We start from the raw sequence: 23,060 nt of genomic DNA, 5'->3' as shown, positions 1-23,060 counted from the left end.
CGCGCGCGAGTGGTCCCGGGGCAGCCCTGGGGGCATACTCTAGCAGCCATGGCCGACCCCTTGCTCGAAGCCATGCCCAACCGCGCCGCCCTCCTCGACGCCGAGGGGCTCGTGATCGCCGCGAACCGCAATTGGTTGTCGCCGCCCGATTGCGATCCCCCCGACGCGCCTCCACGTCGGCCGATCGGGAGCCACTACGTCGCCGAGCTCAGCCCCCGCGGGCCTGGCGACGAGGTCGGCTCCTTCGTCGCGGGCGTGCTCGCGGTCCTCGACGGGCGCCGCTCTCGCTTCGAGTACGAGCTGTCCCGGGACGGACCCCGCGGTCGCTGCTGGTACGCCGTCCAGGTCAGCGGCGTGGCCGGGACGCAGCGGCGCGTGCTCGTCACCGAGGAAGACGTCACCTCCCGGCGCCGGGCCCAAGAGGCCCTGTCCGCCAGCGAAAACCAGCTGCGCACGATCATCACGGGCGCGCCCATCGTGCTGTTCTCCGTCGATCCCGACGGCATCCTCTCGCTCTTCGACGGCCTCGGGGCCTCGGGCCTGGGCGTGTCCCCCGAGCGCGTCGTCGGCCGCTCGGTGTTCGAGGTCTTCGCCCACGTGCCGCAGATGCTGACCGCCGTGCGCAAGGCCATGGCTGGCGAGACCGCGGTCACCAGCGCGCCCATCGGCCGCATGACCTGGGAGCTGCGCTGCTCCCCCGCCGTCGCCGGCGACGAGCGCCTCGAGGGCGTGGTCGGCATCGCCACGGACATCACCGAGCGCGCCCGCATCGAGCGGCTCAAGAACGAGTTCGTGTCCATCGTCAGCCACGAGCTGCGCACCCCGCTGACCTCGATCCGCGGCTCCCTGGGCCTGCTCGAGGGGGGCGTCGCGGGCGAGCTCGACATCCGCATCAAGGGCTTGGTGCGCATCGCCCTGAGCAACACCGAGCGGCTGATCCGCCTGGTCAACGACATCCTCGACCTCGACAAGATCGAGACCGGCAAGCTCGAGCTGCGCAGCGAGGTCCTCGACCCCATCCGCTTGACCGAGGACGCCATCGCCGAGATCTCGGGCTACGCGACGGAGAGCGGCGTGTCCCTGGTCCGCGAGTTCGAGTCGGCCTGCGACGTGCGGGGCGACCGCGACCGCCTGCTCCAGGTGCTCATCAACCTGCTGTCCAACGCCATCAAGTTCTCCAAGCCTGGTGACACGGTCACCGTCGAGATCGAAGAGATCTCCCCGGGCACCGTACGCTTTAGCGTGTGTGACGAGGGCCCCGGCATCGCCGAGGACCAGATGCCCAAGCTGTTCCGCAAGTTCTCGCAGCTCGACGAGTCGGCCACGCGCTCGGCCGGCGGCAGCGGCCTGGGCCTGGCGATCTCCAAGGCGATCATCGACGCCCACGGCGGGGGCATCGGGGTCGAGAGCCAGCTCGGCGTCGGCTCGCGCTTCCACTTCGCCCTCGGCGAGAGCGTCAACGACCTGCCCCAGCGACGCTTCCGCGCCGAGTCCACGCCCATCGACACCTCCGAGCGGCCCCGCACCGGCGACCCCACCAAGGACTCGCTCTACGAGCTCATCGACAACTCGGTGGTGTTGATCGGGACACCCACCCTCGGCGAGGGGGATCGCCCGCTCACCGCCCGGCTCAGCCGCCGCGCGACCGGGCTGGCCCGCCAACGAGGGATGCCGGTCATGGCCCGCTCCAAACTGATCGGCTTGGGCAACGCCCTGGGGGCTCTGGGCACGAGCAAGACGGCGGCAGACGAGCGAGACCACCGCCAGGCGCTCGCCGAGGCACTGCGTGCCCTCGAAGAAGAGGTCCGCAGTCTACGATGAGCCCACCCACCCCCTCTCCCTCCCGGCTGACCGACGCACCACGACCATGGCGACCATCAACTCGATCCTGCTCGTCGACGACGAACCCGACATCCGCACCATCGCCGAGATGAGCCTGTCCCACGTGGGCGGGTGGAAGACCCACATCGCAACCTGCGGCGCCGAGGCCCTGACCCTCGCCGAGCAGCACACCCCCGACGTCATCGTGCTCGACGTCATGATGCCGGAGATGGACGGGGTCAGCACCTTCAAGGCCCTCGCGGGCAAGGAGGCCACGCGCGGCATCCCGGTCATCTTCATGACCGCGAAGATTCAGCCCCACGAGCGCGAGCACTACGTCGGGCTCGGGGCCGCGGGCGTGATCGCCAAGCCCTTCGACCCCATGCAGCTGCCCACGGAGATTCAAAAGATCCTCGCGCAGCCGGCCCAGACCCGGGGCCGCAACCGCATGGACGCCCTGCGCCAGCGCTACGCCGAGCGCCTCGGGGAGAAGCTCGGCGGGCTCCAGGCCGCCCTCGAGGCCGCCCGCGCGGCCACGCCCGAGGGTCGGGAGCAGGCCTACGACGCGGCCCACCGCATCGCCCACACCCTCCACGGCACGGCCGGGACCTACGGACATCAGGAGGTCTCGGAGCTCATGGCCAGCATCGAGCTGACCCTCGAGAGCCTCGCCCGCGCGGCCGAGCCGGCGACCGAGGCCGACGCCTGGGCCGAGATCGAGCGGTGCATGGCCGCCGCCGGGCGCATCGCCGAGTAGCGCGGGGCCGCGCTATCCTGAGGGCCGATGACGGGGTCCAAGCCGCCCAGCCTCGACCACACCATCTCCAGGGATCCCACCGACTCCGCGGCCCTGACCCTCCCCGGGCACCTCGACACCCTCGACCTCGAGGCCATGGGCGAGGCCCGGGCCGAGGGCGGGGGCGAGGGCGAGCACGACTACGAGGAGGTCGAGCGGGTCGGCCGCTACATGGTCCTCGAGCGCCTCGGCTCCGGGGCCATGGGGGTCGTGCTCGCGGCCTACGACCCCGAGCTCGACCGCAAGGTCGCGCTCAAGCTCATCGACACGCGCCAGCCCACCCTCGACCGCGCCCGGGCCCGGCTGCAGCGCGAGGCCCAGGCCCTCGCCCAGCTCGGCCACCCCAACGTCGTCGCCGTCCACGACGTCGGCAGCCACGAGGGCCAGCTCTTCGTCGCCATGGAGTTCGTCGCCGGCCAGACCCTGAGCGCGTGGATGCGGCTCGAAGCGGCCTCCGAGCTCGCCCCCGACACGGGCGAGGACGCGGACGGCCCCCGCCCGACTCGGCCGTGGCGCGAGGTCCTCGAGGTCTTCGCGGCGGCCGGCCGCGGCCTCGCGGCGGCCCACGGCGCGGGCCTGGTCCACCGGGACTTCAAGCCGGACAACGTGATGCTCGGCGCCGACGGCCGGGTGCGGGTGCTCGACTTCGGCATCGCCCGCAGCGCCAACGAAGCCGACCCGCCCGAGACCGACGCCTCCCCCGAGACCCGAGCCAAGGACGCGCCCGCCCAGCTGACCGAGTCCGCCGCCGCCGACACCAAGCTGACCCGGACCGGCGCGCTGATCGGGACGCCGGCCTACATGCCCGCCGAGCAGTTCAGGGGCAGCAAGGTCGACGCGCGCAGCGACCAATTCAGCTTCTGCGCCTCGCTCCACGAGGCCCTCTACGGCGAGCGCCCCTACCCCGGCGGGACCGTGGGCGCGCTGCTCTACGCCGTCGAGAACGAGCAGCTGTGCCCGCCGCCCCGAGACACCGACGTGCCCGCGTGGGTCCACCGCGCGGTCGTCCGCGGCCTGGCCCGCGACCCCGACGCGCGCTGGCCCGACATGGCCGCCCTGCTCGAGGCCCTCGCCGACGACCCCGCGCCCCGCCGACGACCGCTGTGGGCGGGCCTGGGCCTGAGCCTGATCCTCGGCGCCTCGATCGCGATCGTCGTTGCGAGCGCCCGCGCGGACGCCCAGGTCTGCACCCTCGACGGCCGCGAGGACGCCCAGGCCGAGCTCGAGGCGGTGTGGGGCGCCGAGGCCAGGGCGCGGGTCCGAGCGGCCATCCTCGACACCGGCCTCGAGCACGCGCCGGCGGTCTGGACCCAGCTCGAGTCCCGCCTCGACGCGCACGCCGAGGCCTGGGTCGACGCCCGAGTCGACGCCTGCGAGGCCGCCCGGGACCTCAGCTCGCCGGAGCAGCGCGAGCTCAGCCAGCGCCGCGCGACCTGCCTGCAGCGCGATCTGGTCCACCTGCGCGCGACGGTCGAGGAGATCGAGCGCATCGGCGCGCACGGCCAGAGCTCGCCGCCCATCGCCGAGCGGCTCGGGGCCGCCCTCGACAGCGTCGCGGCGCTCCCGCAGCTCGGGCGCTGCGCCGACCTGCGCGAGCTCATGGCCGAGCTCCCCCCGCCCGAGGATCCGGCCGCCGCCGCGAGGGCCGAGGCCCTCGATCGCCGCTTGATCGAGCTCCAGGTCAAGCACAACGCGGGCGAGCGCGCGGCCGCGAGGGGGGCCCTCGAGGCGGTCATCGCCGAGGCCGAGGCCCTCGACCACGCGCCCTTGCTGACCCGCGCGTGGCTGCGCCGCGCGAACCTGCTCGAGGACGCCGCCGAGTTCGACGAGGCCGAGCGGGCCTACCTGCGCAGCCTCGAGCTCGCCCTCGCCAGCGGCATGGAGCGCGAGGCCGCGAGCGCGGCGCGGAACCTGGTCTGGCTGATGCGCTACGAGCAGGCCCGCCCGGCCGAGGACGCGACCGAGTGGGACCTGATCGCCGGGGCGATGACCGCCGCGGTCGACACCGACGAGGCCTGGGCCAACCTGAATTGCACCCGCGGCATCGTGGCCTACACCGAGGGCGACCCCGACCGGGCCCGCGCGCTGCTCGAGACCTGCCTGCGCCTGCGCGAGGGCGACCCCAACCCCGACGAGCTGGGCATCGCCAGCGCCCTCAACAACCTGGCGATCATCGAGCAAGCGCGCTCGGACTACGCCGCCAGCCGCGAGCTCCAAGAGCGCGCCCTGGCCATCCGCGAGCGCGTGCTCGGCCCCGAGCACCAGCTGGTCGCGGCCTCGCTGTCCAACCTCGGCTCCCTCGCCGGCTTCGAGCAAGACTGGGAGAACGCCCGCGACAGACACGAGCGGGCCCTGGCCATCCGCGAGCGCGTGCTCGGCCCCGAGCACCCCGACGTCGCCAGCTCGCTCAACAACCTCAGCAACGCCGAGCTGTCCCTCGACAACCTCGACGCCGCGCGCGGCTACGCCGAGCGGGCCCTCGAGATCAAGCTCGCGTCCCGGGGCCCCGACCACCCGAGCACCGCCTCGACCTACGCCGTGTTGGCCATGCTCGACCGCCAGCAAGGGCGCTTCGACAGCGCCATCGAGAACATCAACCGGGCGCGCAGCGTGTGGCTGAGCGCCTACGGCGGGGACAACACCCTCGTCGGGCTGGCCCTGTCCGTGCGCGGCATGACGCAGCTCGACCGTGGGCGCTTCGACGAGGCCATCGCCGACCTCGAGGCCGCCGAGCGCCTGTCGCTGGCGAACGAGGGCGACGCCGGGGAGCTCGCCGACGCGCGCTTCGCCCTGGCCCGCGCCCTGGTCAGCCGCGAGGGCGCGAGCGCGGCCGATCGGACCCGCGCCGTCGCCCTCGCGCGCCAGGCCCGAGCGGTCTACCTCGAGTACGCCACGGTCAAGCGCCGCAGCCTCGCCGAGGTCGAGGCCTGGCTCGAAACGCACGCAGCCGAGCCCGCGTCAGATCCGGAATAGCGCCACGAAGCGCGGCGTTGCATCCCTCGCCGCGGCGGGGACCCCTCGAATCTCCCCGCCGTGCAGGAGTTGTGCAATGGCTCGAGAAACGAGTGAGACGGGCGGCCGTCGGGTGTTCCGCGCCGTCCATGGATTGACCGCCTGGGCAGGCATGCTCGTCGGCCTGCCCCTGGCCACCCTCGGAGGCATGGCCGCCGTGGGCACCTTCGTCGACAACGGCTGGCTGCGCCTGCTCGTCCCCACGGTCGTGCTGGTCGCCGTGCCCGCGCTGCTCGCCGATCGCCTGCTGCCCACCGACGCCGACAAGCGCCGCCCCGGCCTGGTCCGCGACGTGCTCTCGGGCAGCTGGATGGCCGCCGCGCTGGCGACCAGCGTGCTCGCGGGCGGCGTGCTCGGCTCCCCGCTGCGGGTCGAGGCCGAGCGCCTCGAGCAGGCCGAGCGCCCCCGGGCCTCGCAGCTGAGCCGCTGGCTCGCGGGGCCGGCTCCGCGGGAGACCCTCGCCGCCGCGGACCGCCCCGAGGCGCTCGAGCCCGCGGGACCCTCCGCACCAAAGGTGCACGAAAACGCCACGGAGGAGGCCCCGACTCTCGACGAGACTGAGCTCGAGGCCGCCGCCGCGACGCCGGAGCCCGCACCCAACCCCGAAGCCGATGCCGAAGCGGACGCCGAGCCCGAAGCAAAAGCCCCGGAGGACCCGAAGCGCGAGGGCGATCCGAGCTACACCCCCGCCGATCTGTTCCAGCGCTACGCCCCCGCCGTCGTCGCGCTGACCGTGACCCCCGAAGACCCCCTCGGCATGTTCGGCGGCAAGAGCAGCGGCACGGGCTTTTTCATCGACGATCGCGGCACCCTGGCGACCAACCACCACGTCATCGAGGGCGCCGGCCGCATCGAGGTCGAGCTCATCGACGGGACCACCATCGACAGCGTCGAGCTGCTGACCTCGGACCCCGAGGTCGACCTGGCCCTGCTGCGCATCGACCCCGAGCGCGTGCCCGAGTCCGTCGCGCTCACCGTGACCACCCTCGGCGACTCCGAGGCCGTGGCCGTGGGCGAGCCGGTCAGCGTGATCGGCAACCCCCTGGGCCTCGATCACACCCTGACCACCGGGGTCGTGTCCGCCCGGCGCATCTACGAGGGCGAGCGCTACATCCAGATGTCCGCGCCGATCTCCCCCGGCAACTCCGGCGGGCCCGTGTTCGACACCCACGGCCAGGTCATCGGGGTGTCCGTGGCCGGCCTCATCGGCGGCCAGAACCTCAACCTGGCCGTCCCCGTCAGCCAACTCTCGGAGCTGATCGCCGCCGACGATCGCTACCCCGAGCGACGCACCTTCGGCGCCAAGTCGTGGTGACCATGAACGCAGAGCCCTCCCCCACCCGCCCCTTCGCCTTCGTGTTGATCGCGGGCCTGGCCACGGCCCTGGGCCTGAGCCTGGCGCTCAAGCCGGCGAGCCCGGCCCACGCGCGCGCGACCCAGCCCCTCGAACACACCGACGTCAGCGCCGAGCCCAGCGCCCCGCCGAGCCAAGTCACGCCCGACCGCGAGGCTGCCCCCGAGCCGCTCGCCCGCGGCGAGGCGCCGACCCTGGCCGAAGCCAAGGCCGCCCCCGAGGCCGCCCCCGAGGCCCCGGTGCCTCCGCCCGAGCCGCTGCACGTCGTCGGCCTCGGCTGGGAGCTCGTCGCCCCCGGGGTGCTCGCCAACGACGGCCTCGCGCCCGGCGAAGACAGCCGCTTTCGGGCCCACGGCATCGACGCCCGATTCACCGTGACCACCGAGGTCGCCGGCCTCGAGGCGGCCCTGGCCCGGGGCGCGGTCGAGGGCGGCGCGGAGCTGGCGATCCTGCCTCTGCCGACCTTCGTGGCCTCCTACGAGCGCCTGCGGGCCCTCGACCCCGAGGTCTTCTTCGTGCTCGGTTGGTCCACGGGCCGCGACGCCCTCGTGCTCGAGCCGCGGGACTGGCTGGTCAACACCGGCAGCTCGAAGGCGAGCACCATCCGCGTCGAGGGTGAGCCCGGGCGCGCCTCGACCTACCTGGCCCTCCACGTCCTCGACGCCCACGGCGACGACCTCGATCGCGTCGAGCTGGTCCAGCCGGGCAGCACTCGAGAGTCGAAGCCCCGGGTCAGCGCCCGCGCCATCGAGCGCTCGACCCGGACCGCCAACACCGACGCGGTCGTCGACAGCCGCGCCCTGGCCCTGAGCAGCGCCGACGCCCCGCAGCTCATCCCCTTCGTGGCCGTCGCCCCGGCAGGGGTCGTGCGCGCCCGCGGGGACGATCTGGCCCGCTTTTGCCAGCTGTGGCTCGAGGGCACCGAGACCCTGGCCGCGGACGTGCCCAAGGCGGCGCGACGCATCGCGGGCGAAGCGGGTGCCCCCGAGGCCATCGCGCTGCTCAACGCCCTCGCCTACCTCGAGCACGCCGACCTCGACGCGGCCGCTCGCGCGGCCGGGCTCTCGGGCCGAGGCGCCGTCTCCATCGAGCCCCTGTTCCAGCGCAGCTGGGCGCTGTGGCGAGCCGTCGGCGTGCTCTCGACCCCCGCGCCCGCGCACGCGCCCCTCGACAACAGCGTGCTCGCCCAGGTCGCCCTGGCCCACCGCGCGAGCGGCAGCGCCGACGCGGTCACGCGCGCGGCACAAGAGCGCCGCGGCGGCGACCGCCTGGTGCTCGTGCATCACCACGGCGAGGCCGCCCTCGAGCGCGACGCGCTGATCGACGAGCTCGGCCTGCTCGCGGGCAGCTTCAGCCAGGCCCACGTCGAGCTCCGGGTCCGGGGTGATCGCAAGGTCAGCAGGGCCATCGTCGACGAGGCCGTCGAGCGCTTCGGCCTCGATCCCGAGCACATCGTCGTGGGGCCCCGCGTCAAGGGCAAAGACACCGCCCAGATCCGCGTGCTCGTCCCCTGAGCGGCGCCGCTGCGTGCCCTTTCACGGCCCCGATCGCCCTCGATCCGGGGGGAAGCACTGGCACTGACCCTCGCCGTCCCCTACCGTCGAGGGGATGGTCTCGCGGACCCACCGCCCCCTCGCCTCCCTCGTCGCGCTCACCCTCGCCCTGGGCGCGAGCAGCTGCGCCGCTCCCAAGGCCCCCGTCGCCCGGGAGCTCGCCTCCCTCGACGGCGATGATCTGCGCGCGCGCGTTCCCCTGGGCCCGCTCGGGCGCTACGGCGAGGCGGGGCCCGGCGCCCAGGCGCGCGCGGCCGAGGCCGCGCTCGGGGCCCTGAAGCTCGGCAACCTCGACGAGGCTCGGGCCTTCGCCCGCGAGCAGCTCGAGCTGGCCCGGGTCGAGTTCGTCCTCGCCCGCCTCGCCCTCGAGCCCGACCCCGCCCGGGAGCAGGCCGCCCGCGAGGCCCTCGCCGGCGCGGCCGCGATCGCCGTGGAGGTCGGCGACGCGGCCCTCGACGGCCCCCTCGTGCTCGAGGCCGCCCAGTTCCTCGACAACCCCGCCCGCGAGCGCAAGGCCATCGACCGCGCCCTGCTCACGGCCCAGACCGCCGACATCGGCTGGGGCTACGCCCGGCTGTGGTCGGCCTACGGCACCCGCCCGCGCCAGCTCGCCGCGCTCCAGCGCCTGCAGTGGCGGGCCCACGACGGCGACAGCATGCCCGAGGGCGCCCCGCGCCTGTCCCCCGAGCAGATCGGCGCGCTCGGCTTCGAGGGCGTCGACCTGCTGTGGCCCGAGGCCGACCGCGCCGCCACGGAGGGACGCGGCGAGAACCTCCAGCGCTGGCTCGACGCGATCCTCGACGCCGATCGCTGGGACCCCGACGCCGCCTCGGCCCGCCTGGTCCTCGACGCCGTCGAGCGCGGCGTGCTGACGAAGGATCCCCAGCTGCTCCCGGATCTCGCGACCAACACCAACGACATCCTCGGCGCCCAGGCCCGGTGGTTGCTGCGCCTCGAGGGCACCAGCGGCGAGGCCCGGTGGACCGTCCAGCTGCGCCGGGCGACGGACATGCTGCGCACCGGCAGCTTCGGCGACGCCGGCCAGCTGCTCGCCGAGCTCGCGGCCGAGGGCGACGCGCCCAGCTCCGCCCTCGACGACCTCGCCGACACCCTCGCGGCCATGGTCGCCCTCGAGTCGGGCACCGACGAGGGCCGGGAGCAGTTCGCCCGCTGGCGGCGCAAGCACGGCGGCGAGGGCTCCAACAACCTGGCCGAGTGGACCCAGCGCTTCGACATGGAGAACGCCCCCGAGGGCCACGTCGACGAGGCCCGGCGCGCGAGCTACCGGCTGTTCGACGCCTCGGGGGGCCGCGCCTCGCCCCGCGTCGGCCTCGGCATCCAGGCCTCCGTGGCCATCGATCGCAAGGCCCCGCGGCGCGTCCGCCAGCGGGCCCTCGCCGCCCTCGCCTCCCAGCGCCACGACCTCGGCGCGCGCGTCGGGATCTGCCGCGAGCGCGCGCTCTTTGGCGACGACTGCCGCGACCTGCTCGTCGAGCTCGGCAAGCTCGACGACGCGAGCGAGGACTACCCCGCGGGCCTCGACGCCCTCGACGGGGCCGCCAACGTGCGCTCGTCATGGTTCGCCCCCGTGCCCTGGCTCGGCTCCGGCGAGCTGCCCATGGTCCGCGACCGCCTGAGCCGCTACGAGGGCACCCGCGTCGCCGCGACCACGGACTTCCAGACCGCCGCGCTGTTCTCCGAGCTCGCCGCCAACCGCCCGGACCTGGCCCGGGCGCGCCTGGCCGTCGTCGGCGACCTGCTCCGCCCGGAGACCCAGCTCATCGCCCAGATGGCCCTCGCCGACCTCGAAGAGGGGCTCATCGACCCGGCGGCGCTCTCGAACTTGCTGCTCGAGATCCCGCCCGCGGAGATCGACGCCGAGTGGATCATCGAGGGCCGACTCCCGGGCGAGCCCGCCGAGGCCGCCCAGATGTTCCCCGGGCGCTCGCGCCTGGCTCGCTTCGCCCGCGGCATGGCCATGGCCCGCATGGGCGCGTGGCAGCCGGCCACGGCCGAGCTGCTCGGGACCCTCGAGGTCGTCGAGGGCGAGGCCCGGGGCATCGTCGCCGGTCGCCTGGCCCTCGTCGCCCAGCTCGCCGGCGAGTCCACGCTCTACGCCCGCGCCCTGACCATCACCGAGGGCGAGTCCCCCGACGCCTTCATGCTGTCCTTCGTGCGCGCGCGGGCGGCCGAGGCCGCGGGTCGGCCCGAGATCGCCAACCGCCACTACGCCGACGCCCTGGCCAAGCGCCCGACCTCGCGCACCGCCTTCGACGGGGTCCTGCGCACCCTGCCCCTGGCGCGCCGCGAGCTCGATCGGGTCCGCGACGCCCTGCTGGTGTTCCCCGACCGCGCGACCCACTGGCACGCCAGCGCGCTGCTCGACGCCGCCGCCAACCCCGAGCGCGCCGGCGGCCTGGCCCTCGACGGCCACCTGATGACCTCGCTGTGGCTGGCCCGCGAAGACGGCGACGCGGCCCTGGCCCTGGGCGAGCCCGCGGCCCGGGTGGCGACCACCGCCGAGGCCGGCCTCGACCGCATCCTGCTCCAGCTGCGCGGGACCCCGATGGCCTCCGAGGCCTTCCCCATCGCGGTCAAGGCCCTCGACTGGCTCGCGGCCATGCCCGCGGACCTGCGCGTCGAGTACCGCGACGTCGAGCTGTGGCTGACCCTGCTGATCCGCCCCGACGACGAGTTCATCGGCCTGCTCGACTCGCCGCACCTCTACGACGGCTACCCCGAGGCCCGCGACCCCGGGAACTCCATGCGCCTGCTGATCGACGCCCGCAAGCGCCGAGCCATCGACGACATGTTCACCTGGTCGCTGGCCCGCGCCGAGCTGTGGGGGGTCGAGGACGAGGTCACCCAGGTCGAGCTCGCGCGCCTCTACGGGCCCATCTCGGACCCCGCCCTGGCCGAGTTCGCCTGCGTGCACATCATCCGCCAGGACGAGTTCGACCTCGCGACCGAGCGCTGCGTGCCGCTGTGGAACGAGACCGGCGGCACGGCCTTCATGGCCCCCGACGTCGCCTACCTCGCCCTCAACCGCCCGGAGCTCGTGCGCGCCAAGGGCCTCGACACGGACAGCCTGTTCTCCGCCGCCGAGCGCATCCCGGCCCTGGCCGAGGACTCGACCTGGCTGATCAACGCCTCGCTGTGGGCCTCGCTCCAGGACGACGACCGCGCCGGCGCCCGGCTGCGCGTCGAGCAGCTGGCCCGGGCCCCCTTCGCCCGCGAGCTCGACGACATCGAGTGGGGCCAGGTCCAGTTCCGCGGCCCCCTGGTCCGCCAGCAGGTGCTCGCCGAGTACGACCCCGAGGATCGCCGCCGCCTCGCCCGGGTCGCCGGCCTGGCCGTGCGCAGCCTCGACTTCGTGGCCGCCGAGCTCTACAGCCGCCGGCTGCTCGCGTGGCTGTCCCCCGAAGCGGGCGAGGGCCCCGAGCTGACCGCCGAGGCCCCCCAGGTCCTCGCCGCCCAGCGCCTCGAGGGCGAGACCTCCGACGCCGAGCTCCAGCTCATGGCCCTGTTCTCCCTGGGCATGGGCGAGCTGGCCGAGGAGGACCTGCTCGCCGGGCGCATCGAGCGAGACGCCCTGCTCGCGCTCTTCGACGCCTACGCCGAGGACCAGGGCCTGAGCGCCTACGAGCCCGCCCTCGAGCAATTCCCGGACTGCCAGGTCGCCATGCTCATGGCCCTCGAGGGCTACCAGGAGGCGCGCATGCGCGATCAGGCCATCGAGATGGCCCGGGCCCTCGTGGCCCTGCGCCCGACCCACCCGCTGGTCCTCGGCGAGGCCCTGCCGCTGCTCACCGGGCCCGAGGACCTCGACTCCGCGCGCACCCTGCTCGCCGCCGCCCGGGTCCTCCACCCCGAGGATCCCTGGCTCAGCGACGCGGTCCTGCCCACGGTCCTGACCGACGTCGACGACGTGCTGCCCGGGTGGCTGCGCGACCCCGCCGACTACGATCGCGCCCGCGCCAAGGTCGACCTCGACACCCTCGCGCGCCTCCAGCCCGAGCGCCAGCTCAACGTCGAGGTCTCGGCCGAGGCCTTCTTCCCCGCCCAGACCACCTCGACCGGCGCCGACCGCCTCGGCGTGTCCTCGCCCATCCCGCTGAGCTCCGGGGGCGACGGCGCCTCGGTCGAAGAGTCGGAGTTCAGCCGGGTGCAGTTCGTCGTCCGCGAGGCCCGGGCCTCGCGCTGCGAGGGGGTGCAGTGCGCCGAGTCGCTGATCGCCGAGTGGAGCGAGCGGGGCTACGCCGTGCTGTGGGTCCGCGAGCGCGAGCTGCCGGCGGGCCCGGCCGTCGAGTTCGTCGTCGCCGACGACGAGTCGGTGATCAACAACGTCGTGATCCCCTCGGGCGGCAACGTGTTCGTGCTCGTGTCCGGCTCGACCCCCGAGGACTTCGGGGCCTTCCTGCCCCACCTCGAGCTGCTCCACGAGAGCTTCCGCGCCCTCGACTACCACCTGGGGCCCAACGCCGCGGAGACCCTGCGCTCGGCGGGGCTCGAGGCGCCGAAGGACGACCTGCGCTGGCGCGGCCGCCGGGCCCTCGCGCGCCTGTCGTCCGCCCCCGCGTCCGAGGGCGCCGACGCCTGCGTGCTCTCGGCCGACCCGGAGTTCGCCCCGCTGTGGCAGCCCCTCCAGCCCAGCGCCCGCGCCGAGCTGCTCCTCGATCTCTACCTGACCACCAAGGACGCCCGCGAGCGCCGGGCCCTGCTCGCGTGCACGCGCCCCGACGCCCCGGAGGCCGCGCGCCTGACCCTGCTCGCGCTCCTCGACAGCGACGCGACCAGCTACGAGTTCGGCCGGGCCGCGGCCAAGGTCCACGACCAGCGGCTGATCAACGACGCGCGCCGCATCCTCTACGTCGACCGCGAGCCCGCCGTCTCCGACCCGGGCCTGACCACCGCCGGCAACCAGCCGCCCTTTGGCCTGCTGCAGGTCATCGCCGCCCTGCCCGACGCCCAGGCCCGGGACCTGACCCGGGAGATGCTCGGGCGTCGAGACCCGCGCATGCGCGCCCTGGCCCTGCTGGCCACCGGCGCCATCGACTACTTCGGCGACGGCGGGCTCAGCCCCGCGACCGCCCCCCGGGACAGCCGCACCGATCCCCAGGCGCTCTACGACGTCGTCGAGAAGGGCAAGGCCAGCGACGCCCTCGTCGCCCTCGACTCGCTCATGGGCCACCCCGGCGCCCCGGCCCTCGCGGCCATGCGCGCCCGCGCCGACGCGATGATCGCCGAGGGCGTCGACGACGAGATCGAGCGCTCCTTGGCCCTGAGCCTCGGCTGGGTCATCGCCCGGCACCTCGAAAAAGAGGACCGCAAGCGCCTCGTCGCCCTGGCCGCGGCCATCTCGCTGACCCCCGAGGACGGCGACACCCGCCGAGCCGAGCGCACCCGCGAGGTCATCGAGGGCTTCGTCGAGGACTTCGACGCCGGGCGCAAGCTGCTGGCCAAGCGCAAGGCGACGACCAACAGCGAGAACCCCGACCTGTGGGCCCGCCTGCGCCAGGCACGACCGGCCGCGCGCAGCTCCGAGCAGGTCGCGGGCATGTCCCTGGCCGAGCTCATCCCCGGCGCCGACTGGACCTTCGTGCGGGTCGGCAACGCGGGCCTGTTCGCGACCAGCCTCGAGGGCCTGCTGCGCCGCCTGGCCCCGGCCAACCCCGCCGACGCCTACCTCGTGCGCGCCATCGTCTACGACATGGTGCTCGAGGGCGGCTTCTCCATCCTCGCCGAGGAGGGCGGCCTCGACCTGAGCAAGCCGATCGAGTGCGCCTCGCCCAAGGGCTCCCAGTCCTTCGTGTGCTCGGCGAGCATCACCGACCGCGAGCGGGTGCTCTCGATCCTCGCCGACCGGGAGATGGGCGACGACGCCGGCGTGTCCATCCCGCTGAGCGTGGCCACCGACATGGCCGCCCTGCCCCTGACCCTCGGCGCCCTGCCGATCATGCTCCACGCCATCGTCGAGTCCCCCGAGGACGACTTCGGCGGGGGCGAGTCCGTGGAGATCGCGGCCGAGCGCGTGCGCTCGAGCCGGACCATCGCCGGCTTCGACCTCGAGTACTACGCGACCGTCGAGGTCGAGAGCGACAACGTCGTCGTCGACTCGGAGCACTACCTCTTCCTCGACGATCGCCTGCTGATCTTCTCGGGCTCGGACCTGGCCGAGCTGCTCCTGCGCGAGACCCCCAAGGGCGTGGACCCCCTCGCCAGGGCGCCCGCCTTCGCCGAGGCGACCGAGCGCTGGCGCGACGGCGTGGCCATGCAGGCCGTCGACTTCGCCGACGAGCTGGGCATGGACCAGATCGCCCTCGAGCTGGTCCTCGACAACGCCGGGCTCGAGTTCCGCGCCACGGGCACCAGCGACGGCGTCGGCGACTACGGGACCCTCGACCAGCTCCTGCCCGAGGGCGCCGTGTCCTCGCTGAGCCTCGCCCTCGACGCCGAGGGCGTGGCCGAGAGCTTCGAGGACATGGAGCTCGAGCGCTGCGCCGCCCAGGCCGTGGACATCCCCGCGCCCAAGCCCGACGCCGACCCCGACTCGGATCCGGACGCCAAAGCAGACGCGAAGCCGGCCAAGTGCGGCCTCGCCGAGGGCGACAAGCTCCCGCCCAGCACCCTCGTCGCCGCCAGCAAGGCCGCGTCCCTGGGCTGGTACGCCAACCCCGGCGACAGCCTGTGGCAGCCCTGGGTGCTCGCCCTGCCCCTCGACGCCAAGGTCCGGCGCGCGGCCAAGGCCGCCAAGATCCCGCTGCCGAGCAAGGCGCGGACCATCACCGAGCACGGCGGCCTGTTCTGGCTGACCCGCGACGGGGCCCTCGTGGTCGCTACCACCAAGGCCCTGGCCGAGGCCGCCCTCGCGCGCCCCGACGTCGTCGCCCCCAAGCTCCCGCCCTTCGCCCGCGGCCACCTCGACGGGCGCCGGGCCGCCGAGGTCATGCGCGGGATGATCGACACCTACGAGGGCGAGAGCCGCGGCAACTACATCCGCATCCTCGCGACCATGGTCGGCCTCGTCGACGAGGTCGAGTTCTCCGGCGAGTGGGTCGAGGCCAAGGAGGGCAAGCTGCGCGCCATCGTCCGCCTCAACCTCGCCGAGTCCGAGGAGGAGCTCGAGCTCATCGACCGCTGGCTCGCCAGCCCCGAGGTCAGCAACGCCAGCAAGCTGCCCCGGCACCTCGCCTCGGCGGACACCCAGTCGCGGCTACAGTACGGCGTCCGCGTCCAAAACGCCGAGCAGTTCGCGGCCACCAGCATCCCCGACGACAACCCGCGCATGCGCGTGGAGATCCTCGGCGACGACGAGCTGCGCCTGACCGTGCTGCCCTCGTCCTCGGTCCCGGCCGGGACCAGCGACCCCCTCGACGAGGCCGAGCGCGAGCGGATGCTCGACGAGGACGGGCTGATGCGGGTCACCGACCCCAAGATCGTCGCGCTCGCCAAACAGCTGCGCGTCCCCGGCAACGACGCGGCCACCGTCGCCGCCGTCGTGCGCACCGTGCACGAGAAGGTCCGCTACGAGATCACGCCCAAGAGCCTCGACGCGGTCACCATCCTCGAGCGCGGCCAGGGCGACTGCACCGAGTACGCCCTGCTCACCGTCACCTTGCTGCGCGCCGCCGGCATCCCCGCCAAGCTCCAAGAGGGCATGGCCGCTGGCGGAGACGAGATGGTCGCCCACGCCTGGGTCGCCTGGCACGACGGCAAGCGCTGGCGCGAGGTCGATCCGACCGCCGGCATGACCACGGTCGGATCCGGCCACCTCGAGCTGAAGGTGGTCGACGTGCTGGCGATGATCTCCCTGGGTCGCTTCGAGATCACCGAGATCAAAGTGATGCCCTGAGCCGGCCGCGCCCCCCAACACTATCGTGATTGAATGGGACCGGTTCGACGACCGGTCTCCGCCGACACTGCAGGTGCCGTCGCTGATCCCCAGTTCAGCGGAGGTCCAGCCCGGCTCCGCCTGGCTCTGCGAACTTTGCCCCACGTCTTTCGCGCATTGAGGCTAGTGTTTGCGATATCTCTGAGCTAAAGACCCCCAGCGCTCGCGCGGGGCTCTAGCCGCTCGACGCACCACCACGCTCTCTCCGACCACGCTCTCCCCGACCACGCTCTCCCCCCAACACGACCACCATGGAAACCCCCGACTTCAAGTTCCTCGCTGACGCCCTCGAGCCCCTGGGCCTGGAAGCCTACGCCGGCCTCATCGGCGGATCCGTGACCGCCCTCTTGCTGATCATCGTCGGCTTCATCGTCGCCGGCTGGATCGCCGGCCTCGTCCGCAAGATGCTGATCAACCGCAAGGTCGATCAGTCCCTCGCGGGCTTCCTCGCCTCGCTCACGCGCTGGCTGGTGGTCGCCGCCGCGATCATCACCGCGCTGTCGACGGTCGGCATCGAGACGACCAGCCTGGTCGCGCTGCTCGGCTCCGCCGGCCTGGCCATCGGCCTGGCCCTGCAGGGCAACCTCGCCCACTTCGCCAGCGGGGTCATGGTCCTGCTGTTCCGCCCCTTCCAGGTCGACGACTACATCGCCGCCGCCGGCCACGAGGGCACGGTCACCGAGGTCGGCCTGTTCACCACGACCCTGCTGACCCTCGACAACGAGGTCGTCATCATCCCCAACGGCGCGGTCACGGGCGGCCCGATCACCAACTACTCGACCTCGGGCTCGCGCCGGACCCAGATCGCCGTGGGCGTCGCCTACGGGGTCAAGGTCGCCGACGTCCTCCCCGTGCTGCAAAAGGCCGCCGAGCGCTGCGAGCTCGTGCTGAAGGACCCCGGCCCCGGCGTCGCCTTGGTGGGCCTCGGTGCCAGCTCCATCGACTTCGTCGTCCACGTCTACTGCAAGCCCAACGACTTCCACGCGATGATCCACGAGGCGCGCACCGCCGTGTACACGGACCTCGAGGCCGCCGGGATCGAGATTCCCTTCAGCCAGATCGTCGTGCACCAGGCCGACGCGGCCGCGGCCGCCGAGTAGCCTCGGTCCGCAGCGAGCGACGCGCGTCCTCGCTGCATTTTGCTCTGCCCGCTGCCCAGATTTTTTCTGGTCAGCGGGCAAAGTCGTCTCATGCTCTCGACACCACACGCTCCCCCCACAGCTCCCCATGACCACGACCAAGCTCTCGCTCTCCTCCCCCCTGCTGTCCGCCTCGCTTTGCCTCGGTGTGTGGGCCCTCGCCCCCGCCTCCGCCCACGCCTCGATCTTCGCCGGTGAGGACGAGCTCGAAGCCCCCGCCGAAGACCCCAACGTCCCCCAGGGCACCGCTGATCAAGGCACGGCCAGCGCCGGCTCCACCGAGCTCGGCGACGGCGGCAAGTTCTCGACGGCCCAGGACCTCGGGCCCAACGAAGAGCCCGCGGAGGGCGAAGACGGCGAGCTCGATCCCCACGCCAACGACGCGACCGAGTTCGACATCGCCCTCGGCGGCATCTTCAGCACCGGCAACTCGCGCAACATCGCCGCGACCGGCGTGAGCAACTTCCGCCTGCGCCGGACCATCCACCAGTTCGGCGCGTCCGTGGCCGGCAACTACGGCGCCGCGGGGGTCCCCGACGCCGATCGCTACGAGACCAACATCGGCAACGTCCAGGGCCTCGCGCGCTACGACGTGTTCTTCGCCCGGGACTGGACCGCCTTCCTCCAGTACACCGGCCGGCACGACACCTTCCAGGGCCTGACCTACCGCATGAACATCGACCCCGGCTTCGCCTACTACGCGATCAACAAGCCCAAGCACCGCCTGTGGTTCGAGGCCGGCTACGACTTCCAGTACGACCTGCGCACCGACGAGGCCCGCACCCTGCTCGACGCCGACGGCGTCCCCGTCCTCGACATGGACGGCGACACGCAGCTCGACCCGGACATCGACAAGACCCTCGTCAACCACGCCGCGCGCGTGTTCGTCGGCTACAGCAACAAGCTGTCCGACAAGGTCAGCTTCGACACCGGCCTCGAGTACCTGCAGAGCGTGATCGTGGTCCGGCGCTTCCGCCTCAACTACCTCGCCGGGCTGAGCACCCAGCTGGGCGAGCGCTTCTCGCTGGCGACGACCTTCACGCTCCGCTACGAGAACGACCCGCTGCCCGAGGTCCAGAAGCTCGACACCATCACGTCGGTGTCCTTGGCCTACCGGTTCTTTTAGGCCCCCGCAGGCGGTGGGGACCGGGGGCGCTTTGCCGCTCCGCTCCTCCGCTTTGGCTGGTCCGCAATGCTGTTCGTGCCTTCTTGGGGGGCATGTGGTCGCCCCCGCTCGCGGGGGCGATGTTTGTTGGAGGGTGGGGTTCGAGTTGGAGAGTTTGGGTTTGGTGGAGGGCGCGGATCCTGGGTGGATGGGGTACGGCTGGGGCTCAAATTTGTGAGCGCCTGTACTGGGCGGGGCTCTGGCCGGTCCATCGGCGGAAGGCTCGGCGAAAGGCGCTCTCGGTCGAGTAGCCCAGGGCGAGGGCGACCTCGAGTAGGCTGAGGCTGGGATCGGAGATCAGCTGGCGGGCCGTGGCTGCGCGGGCCTCGTCGATGATTGAGCGGACGGAGGTGTGCAGATCGTCGGCGCGCCGCTGGAGCGTTCGCAGGCTCATGCCGAGGCGGCGGGCGAGCGCCTCGGCACCGTACTCGCCCCGGGCTGCGTTGCGCGCGGCGGCGTCGCGGATGCGTCGGAGCTCGGGTGGGTCCTCGCGCTGTTCGAGCTGCTGGCGGACGAGCTCGAGCTGGGCTCGCAGGACACGCAAGCGCGCGCCGGCGTCGGGGTCGATGGGTTCGCCGAGCCGCTCGGCGTGGAAGAGCAGCGCGCTGTGGGGCGCGTCGAAGCGCACCGGCACGCAAAAGACCTCTTCGTAGCGCTCGGTCGGCGCCGTCGGTTGATGCTCCATCCACACCGCGCGCAGAGCCTGGGGCAATCCAAAGCCTTCGACGAGCACGCGCGCGCCCATCACCAGGCCCATCTGCGCCCCCAGCCCGCCAAACTCCAGGTCGTTCGGGTGCTCCAAGCGCAGCATCGGACCCGGCGGCGCCTCGACGAACGCCAAGTCGGCGCTCGTGGACAGCACGCTGCCAAAGCGCGCGAACATCTCGAGGCCTGCCCGCAGATCGGGGACGAGGCGGACCATCGGCGCGAGCGGGCCCAGGAAGTGCAAGGGAGCCGCGCTGGCGACGTCGAGGGCCACGGGCTCGTCTGGGAAGCATCGCTGGAGCAGGTCGAGGATGCGCGAGACCGCGTCCTCGGGAACGCGCTCGGGCGTAGAGATCAACACGTGGGGCTCGAGCCCAGCCGTCTCGGCGATGCGGTCCAGCGACAGGCCCCGGCGCACGGCGTAGGCCGCCGCCGCGGCCATGATCGAGGCCAGCATCGAGGGGCCCTGCGAGTTGTCGTCAACGGCTCGATCTTTGTCGTGCATGGCGCGGCCCGCCGAACCCCGGGTGGCTAGCTTGAGAGAGCTCGATTTTACACGAGCGCATCACCGACACCGAAAGGGACCAAGCCATGAACACCACCGTCGAAGACCTCCTCGTCCTCCCTGGCCAGGGCAAGAACATCAACGACCACATCTTCATCACCGTGGGCACCGAGCACACCGGCGGCGTGTTCTCCGCGATGAAGGTGACGCTCGCTCCGCACCAGCTCCTCGCCCCGCACACCCACGACACCGAGGACCAGGCCGTCTACGTGATCTCCGGCGAGATCGAGTTCGAGGTCGGCGGCGAGGGAGGCCTGCGCTTCACCGCGCCCGCCGGCAGCTTCGTCCGCAAGCCCGCCGGCGTGGAGCACTGCTTTTGGAACGCCACCGACACGCCCAGCGACTACATCGAGCTCAACGCGGGGGAACGCTTCCAGCGCTTTGTCGAGGCGACCGCCAACGGGGCAATCCGGGCAGCGATCGGGTCGGACAAGAAGTACGGCGTGACGATCAACTACGCCCGCGTCCCCGGCATGCTCGCCAAGAACCGGCTCACCAGCGTCGCGACCATGAACATGCCCTGGGAGGGCATGGCCCCGCCGAAGTTTGGCTGATCGGTGCTCGCCCTCGCTCGCGGGGGCGACCCTCGCTGGCGGCTTGGGCTCAGGGCTGGAGCGCGCGAGCTCGACGCGCTTGGCGGAGCTTGACGTGGGCGGAGCAGTGTTCGTCGCAGCGCTGGTTGAGCGGCGGGTCGGTGACGCGGCACAGGCTCCAACCTCGAAGGTGGGCCCCGCCCTCGCCCAGGGAGATGAGCGGGGCGGGGTCGCCCAGGAAGGGGAAGCGGTCGGACTCGCGGGCGTGCTCGAGGAAGTCGAGGGTCCACATGAACAGCTCGCGGGCCTCGAGGGCGCCGTCGCCGAGCTCGTAGCCGTCCTCGAGGGCGTAGATCGTGTCTGCGCTGCCCACGAGGAGGATTTGCGGGTCGGGCTCCAGTTCGTGGTCGTGCGCATCCATGGCACGGACTCTGGGCCGGAGCACGGGTCCACGCAACGACACTTTCAGACAAGCACGGCGCGCGCACTCGTGCGAGGATGGCAGCGTAGATAAAACGACGGCGCTAGCGGTCGGGCGGAGACGCCGACGGGGCCTCGCCGTCGTCGCTCTTGCTCGCGCGCTCGTGGTCGTGGAGCGGGCGGATGTCGTCGAAGGCGTGGTAGTTGAAGCGCAGGCGGCCGTCGTCTTCGAGGCTGATGATGTCCTCGAAGTGGTGGTCGACGGCGATGTCGGCGGGGCGGTAGAGGTGCCGGGCCTGGACGATCTGGGCGAAGGTGCCGTCCATCCCGGTGAGCGTGACGATGAACAGGATCCGGCCCGAGTAGAAGTCCTCGAGGCGCATGCCGAACAGCGGGCTGTCCTCGTCGATGACGTGGATGACCAGCCAGCTCATGCGGAACAGCGGGGTGTTGGCGCGGACGAGCTTGAGCTGCTCGAGGCGGCGCAGGGTGTGGCCCTCGCGGGTGACCCGATCGATGGCGACCGCCAGGCCGACGCTGGCCTCGACGACGTCGTTGCCCCGGATGTTGGCGACGCGAAAGTAGAGGCTCGGCAGCCCGTCGTAGGGCGAGAGCATCATGTTCTTGGAAAACGCGAGCTTGGCGTTGGGGCGGGAGAACTTGGCGAACATCAGCCCCGTGGCCAGGGCGACCCCCAACACGCCGGTCATCGCCTCGGCGGTCATGACCAGCTCGGCGTAGCGGGTCTTGGGCATGAGCCCGCCGTAGCCGATGGTCGACAGGGTCTCGACCGAGAAGAAAAAGGCGTCCGCGAAGCTCCCCGGGGTCGCGCCCTCGATGCAGTCGCCGCCCGCGAGGTAGAGCAGCGCGAACGCGACGTTGGCGAGGATGTAGCTGACCCCGAACACGCACAGGACCAGCAACCAAGAGCCCTCGAGCATGTAGTAGTAGAGGTCCTGGAGCGGCCGCACGGGCATGCCCTCGCGGATCATGGCCTCGTCGAGGGAGAGGATCGGGCGGTGCTTGGTGGCGAGCTCCTCGTGCAGGCGCGCGTGCGCGGGATCCATGGCCATGCTCCGCTTCTCGCACCGACGGCGCGAGAGCACAATCTCGACTGGGCGGGCTGCCGAGATGGTGGGGCCGAGACCAAGACCAGGGCCAAGACCCAGGTTCGCTCGCTCAGCGCGGCGGGCCGGCCAAGAGCGCACGCAGCTCGGCGGGCGCGTCGACGTGGACCCAGTGCGCGGCCTTGGGGATGACCTCGAGGTGGAGGCGACCCGCGGCGGCTTCGGCCTCGGCGCGCTCGCGCTCGGAGCCGAACACGGCCTTGGAGCGGCCGCCGACGACGAGGCCGATGGGCAGCGCGGCCGACTGCTCGACCAGGGTCGGCCACAGATCGACGGCGGCGAAGTCCTCGATGAGCGCGTGCAGGTGCTCGAGCTCGAGGCCAAAGCGCCAGCCGCCGCCCTCCCCTTCGTCGACGGCGACGACGTTGGTCGCCAGCCACTGCGCCGTGCGCTGGGAGATGCCCGCGGCCATCACCGCCTCGGTGAAGGCCCGGCGGCTCTCGAAGCGCGGCGGCAGGCCGTCGAGGACCTCGAAGACCATGGTCGTGCTGCGATCCTCGGGGTCCGGGCGCGGGCCCAAAGGCGCGTCGATGATCCACAGCTCCTCGAGGCTCGCCCCCGCCCGGCGCAGGGCCGCGGCCCCGGCCAGCCCCACCTTCCCGCCGAAGCTGTGCCCGATGAGGCCCGCGACCTGGCCCCCGTGCTCGCCCTCGACGTGGGTCCGGAGCGCGAGCAGGTCCGCGGCCGCGGACGCGACGGTGTGCGGGGCCGGGAAGCCCTGGGAGTCTCCGTGCATGCGCAGGTCGACGAGCACCGCCCCCCAGCCCGGGCGCTGCTCCAGGACCTTGCGCATGAAGGTGCGCCAGTTCGAGCGCCGGCCGAGGATGCCGTGGAGCACGAACAGCCAGCGCTCGGGGGAGTGTTGCTGGCCGAGGAGCTCGTGGGCGAGGAGCATGGCGCGGATGGTAGAGGAGCCGGCCCGCTCCGCGCCAGGCACGCTGAGCGCGCGCAGGCGGGCGAGTCGGGCCGCACAGGCCAC

General features: G+C 72.8%; 13 protein-coding genes. 9 read left to right on the top strand and 4 right to left on the bottom strand.

Translation table 11 applies throughout. The features are described 5' to 3' along the window. Positions 1 to 48 precede the first annotated feature (48 nt). From PPSIR1_RS43930 to PPSIR1_RS27495, 8 genes are all read left to right on the top strand, one after another. The gene (locus tag PPSIR1_RS43930; protein ID WP_006974478.1) at positions 49 to 1,821 is read left to right on the top strand and encodes an ATP-binding protein; all 1,773 of its coding nucleotides are present in this window, start codon (positions 49 to 51) and stop codon (positions 1,819 to 1,821) included. A 46-nt stretch (positions 1,822 to 1,867) separates the two neighbouring features. After that, positions 1,868 to 2,578, top strand: a complete 711-nt coding sequence (locus PPSIR1_RS46610) for a response regulator (RefSeq protein WP_006974477.1) — start codon at positions 1,868 to 1,870, stop codon at positions 2,576 to 2,578. A 27-nt stretch (positions 2,579 to 2,605) separates the two neighbouring features. Continuing rightward, positions 2,606 to 5,590 (top strand): tetratricopeptide repeat protein, encoded by a 2,985-nt coding sequence (locus tag PPSIR1_RS27520; RefSeq protein ID WP_006974476.1) that lies wholly within the window; start codon positions 2,606 to 2,608, stop codon positions 5,588 to 5,590. Between the two features lie 76 nt (positions 5,591 to 5,666). Next, on the top strand, positions 5,667 to 6,944 hold the full coding sequence (locus PPSIR1_RS43925; protein ID WP_086001742.1) for a S1C family serine protease: 1,278 nt from the start codon (positions 5,667 to 5,669) through the stop codon (positions 6,942 to 6,944). Positions 6,945 to 6,946: 2 nt separating this feature from the next. After that, positions 6,947 to 8,497, top strand: coding sequence for a hypothetical protein (locus tag PPSIR1_RS27510; protein WP_157596043.1), 1,551 nt, complete (start codon positions 6,947 to 6,949; stop codon positions 8,495 to 8,497). Positions 8,498 to 8,591: 94 nt separating this feature from the next. After that, the gene (locus PPSIR1_RS27505) at positions 8,592 to 16,388 is read left to right on the top strand and encodes a lasso peptide biosynthesis B2 protein (RefSeq protein ID WP_006974473.1); all 7,797 of its coding nucleotides are present in this window, start codon (positions 8,592 to 8,594) and stop codon (positions 16,386 to 16,388) included. 290 nt (positions 16,389 to 16,678) lie between these two features. Further along, positions 16,679 to 17,527: a mechanosensitive ion channel family protein gene (locus PPSIR1_RS27500; RefSeq protein WP_006974472.1), complete on the top strand. Its 849-nt coding sequence runs from the start codon at positions 16,679 to 16,681 to the stop codon at positions 17,525 to 17,527. 127 nt (positions 17,528 to 17,654) lie between these two features. Next, on the top strand, positions 17,655 to 18,692 hold the full coding sequence (locus PPSIR1_RS27495; RefSeq protein ID WP_006974471.1) for a DUF481 domain-containing protein: 1,038 nt from the start codon (positions 17,655 to 17,657) through the stop codon (positions 18,690 to 18,692). A 205-nt stretch (positions 18,693 to 18,897) separates the two neighbouring features. Here the strand turns inward: PPSIR1_RS27495 and PPSIR1_RS27490 are convergent, their stop codons facing one another. Further along, complete coding sequence (locus PPSIR1_RS27490; protein WP_198154626.1) at positions 18,898 to 19,893, bottom strand: helix-turn-helix transcriptional regulator; 996 nt, start codon at positions 19,891 to 19,893, stop codon at positions 18,898 to 18,900. A gap of 134 nt (positions 19,894 to 20,027) precedes the next feature. On the opposite strand from PPSIR1_RS27490, the gene PPSIR1_RS27485 reads away from it, so the two are divergent. Beyond that, positions 20,028 to 20,555 (top strand): cupin domain-containing protein, encoded by a 528-nt coding sequence (locus tag PPSIR1_RS27485; RefSeq protein WP_006974469.1) that lies wholly within the window; start codon positions 20,028 to 20,030, stop codon positions 20,553 to 20,555. A gap of 49 nt (positions 20,556 to 20,604) precedes the next feature. Here PPSIR1_RS27485 and PPSIR1_RS27480 read toward each other — a convergent pair whose 3' ends face one another. From PPSIR1_RS27480 to PPSIR1_RS27470, 3 genes are all read right to left on the bottom strand, one after another. Then, positions 20,605 to 20,955 carry a hypothetical protein gene (locus PPSIR1_RS27480; RefSeq protein WP_006974468.1) on the bottom strand — a complete coding sequence of 117 codons (351 nt, stop codon included), beginning with the start codon at positions 20,953 to 20,955 and terminating at the stop codon, positions 20,605 to 20,607. A gap of 103 nt (positions 20,956 to 21,058) precedes the next feature. After that, entirely contained in the window at positions 21,059 to 22,027 is a 969-nt protein-coding gene (locus tag PPSIR1_RS27475) for an ion channel (RefSeq protein WP_086001741.1), read from the bottom strand. Between the two features lie 106 nt (positions 22,028 to 22,133). After that, positions 22,134 to 22,976: an alpha/beta fold hydrolase gene (locus PPSIR1_RS27470; RefSeq protein ID WP_006974466.1), complete on the bottom strand. Its 843-nt coding sequence runs from the start codon at positions 22,974 to 22,976 to the stop codon at positions 22,134 to 22,136. Between the last annotated feature and the right edge of the window lie 84 nt (positions 22,977 to 23,060).

The organism is Plesiocystis pacifica SIR-1, from assembly GCF_000170895.1.
Taxonomy (GTDB): Bacteria; Myxococcota_A; Polyangia; order Nannocystales; family Nannocystaceae; genus Plesiocystis; species Plesiocystis pacifica.
Note: the sequence above shows the minus strand (reverse complement) of the source record. Positions and strands in the feature narration are given on the sequence as shown.

What these genes read in the sequence shown, in the direction of transcription:
- PPSIR1_RS27475 (WP_086001741.1), bottom strand. Translation starts at nt 22,027, where the DNA reads ATGGCCATGGATCCCGCGCACGCGCGCCTGCACGAGGAGCTCGCCACC.
- PPSIR1_RS27485 (WP_006974469.1), top strand. Translation starts at nt 20,028, where the DNA reads ATGAACACCACCGTCGAAGACCTCCTCGTCCTCCCTGGCCAGGGCAAG.
- PPSIR1_RS27470 (WP_006974466.1), bottom strand. Translation starts at nt 22,976, where the DNA reads ATGCTCCTCGCCCACGAGCTCCTCGGCCAGCAACACTCCCCCGAGCGC.
- PPSIR1_RS27495 (WP_006974471.1), top strand. Translation starts at nt 17,655, where the DNA reads ATGACCACGACCAAGCTCTCGCTCTCCTCCCCCCTGCTGTCCGCCTCG.
- PPSIR1_RS43930 (WP_006974478.1), top strand. Translation starts at nt 49, where the DNA reads ATGGCCGACCCCTTGCTCGAAGCCATGCCCAACCGCGCCGCCCTCCTC.
- PPSIR1_RS43925 (WP_086001742.1), top strand. Translation starts at nt 5,667, where the DNA reads ATGGCTCGAGAAACGAGTGAGACGGGCGGCCGTCGGGTGTTCCGCGCC.
- PPSIR1_RS46610 (WP_006974477.1), top strand. Translation starts at nt 1,868, where the DNA reads ATGGCGACCATCAACTCGATCCTGCTCGTCGACGACGAACCCGACATC.
- PPSIR1_RS27490 (WP_198154626.1), bottom strand. Translation starts at nt 19,893, where the DNA reads ATGCTGGCCTCGATCATGGCCGCGGCGGCGGCCTACGCCGTGCGCCGG.
- PPSIR1_RS27480 (WP_006974468.1), bottom strand. Translation starts at nt 20,955, where the DNA reads ATGGATGCGCACGACCACGAACTGGAGCCCGACCCGCAAATCCTCCTC.
- PPSIR1_RS27500 (WP_006974472.1), top strand. Translation starts at nt 16,679, where the DNA reads ATGGAAACCCCCGACTTCAAGTTCCTCGCTGACGCCCTCGAGCCCCTG.
- PPSIR1_RS27520 (WP_006974476.1), top strand. Translation starts at nt 2,606, where the DNA reads ATGACGGGGTCCAAGCCGCCCAGCCTCGACCACACCATCTCCAGGGAT.
- PPSIR1_RS27510 (WP_157596043.1), top strand. Translation starts at nt 6,947, where the DNA reads ATGAACGCAGAGCCCTCCCCCACCCGCCCCTTCGCCTTCGTGTTGATC.
- PPSIR1_RS27505 (WP_006974473.1), top strand. Translation starts at nt 8,592, where the DNA reads ATGGTCTCGCGGACCCACCGCCCCCTCGCCTCCCTCGTCGCGCTCACC.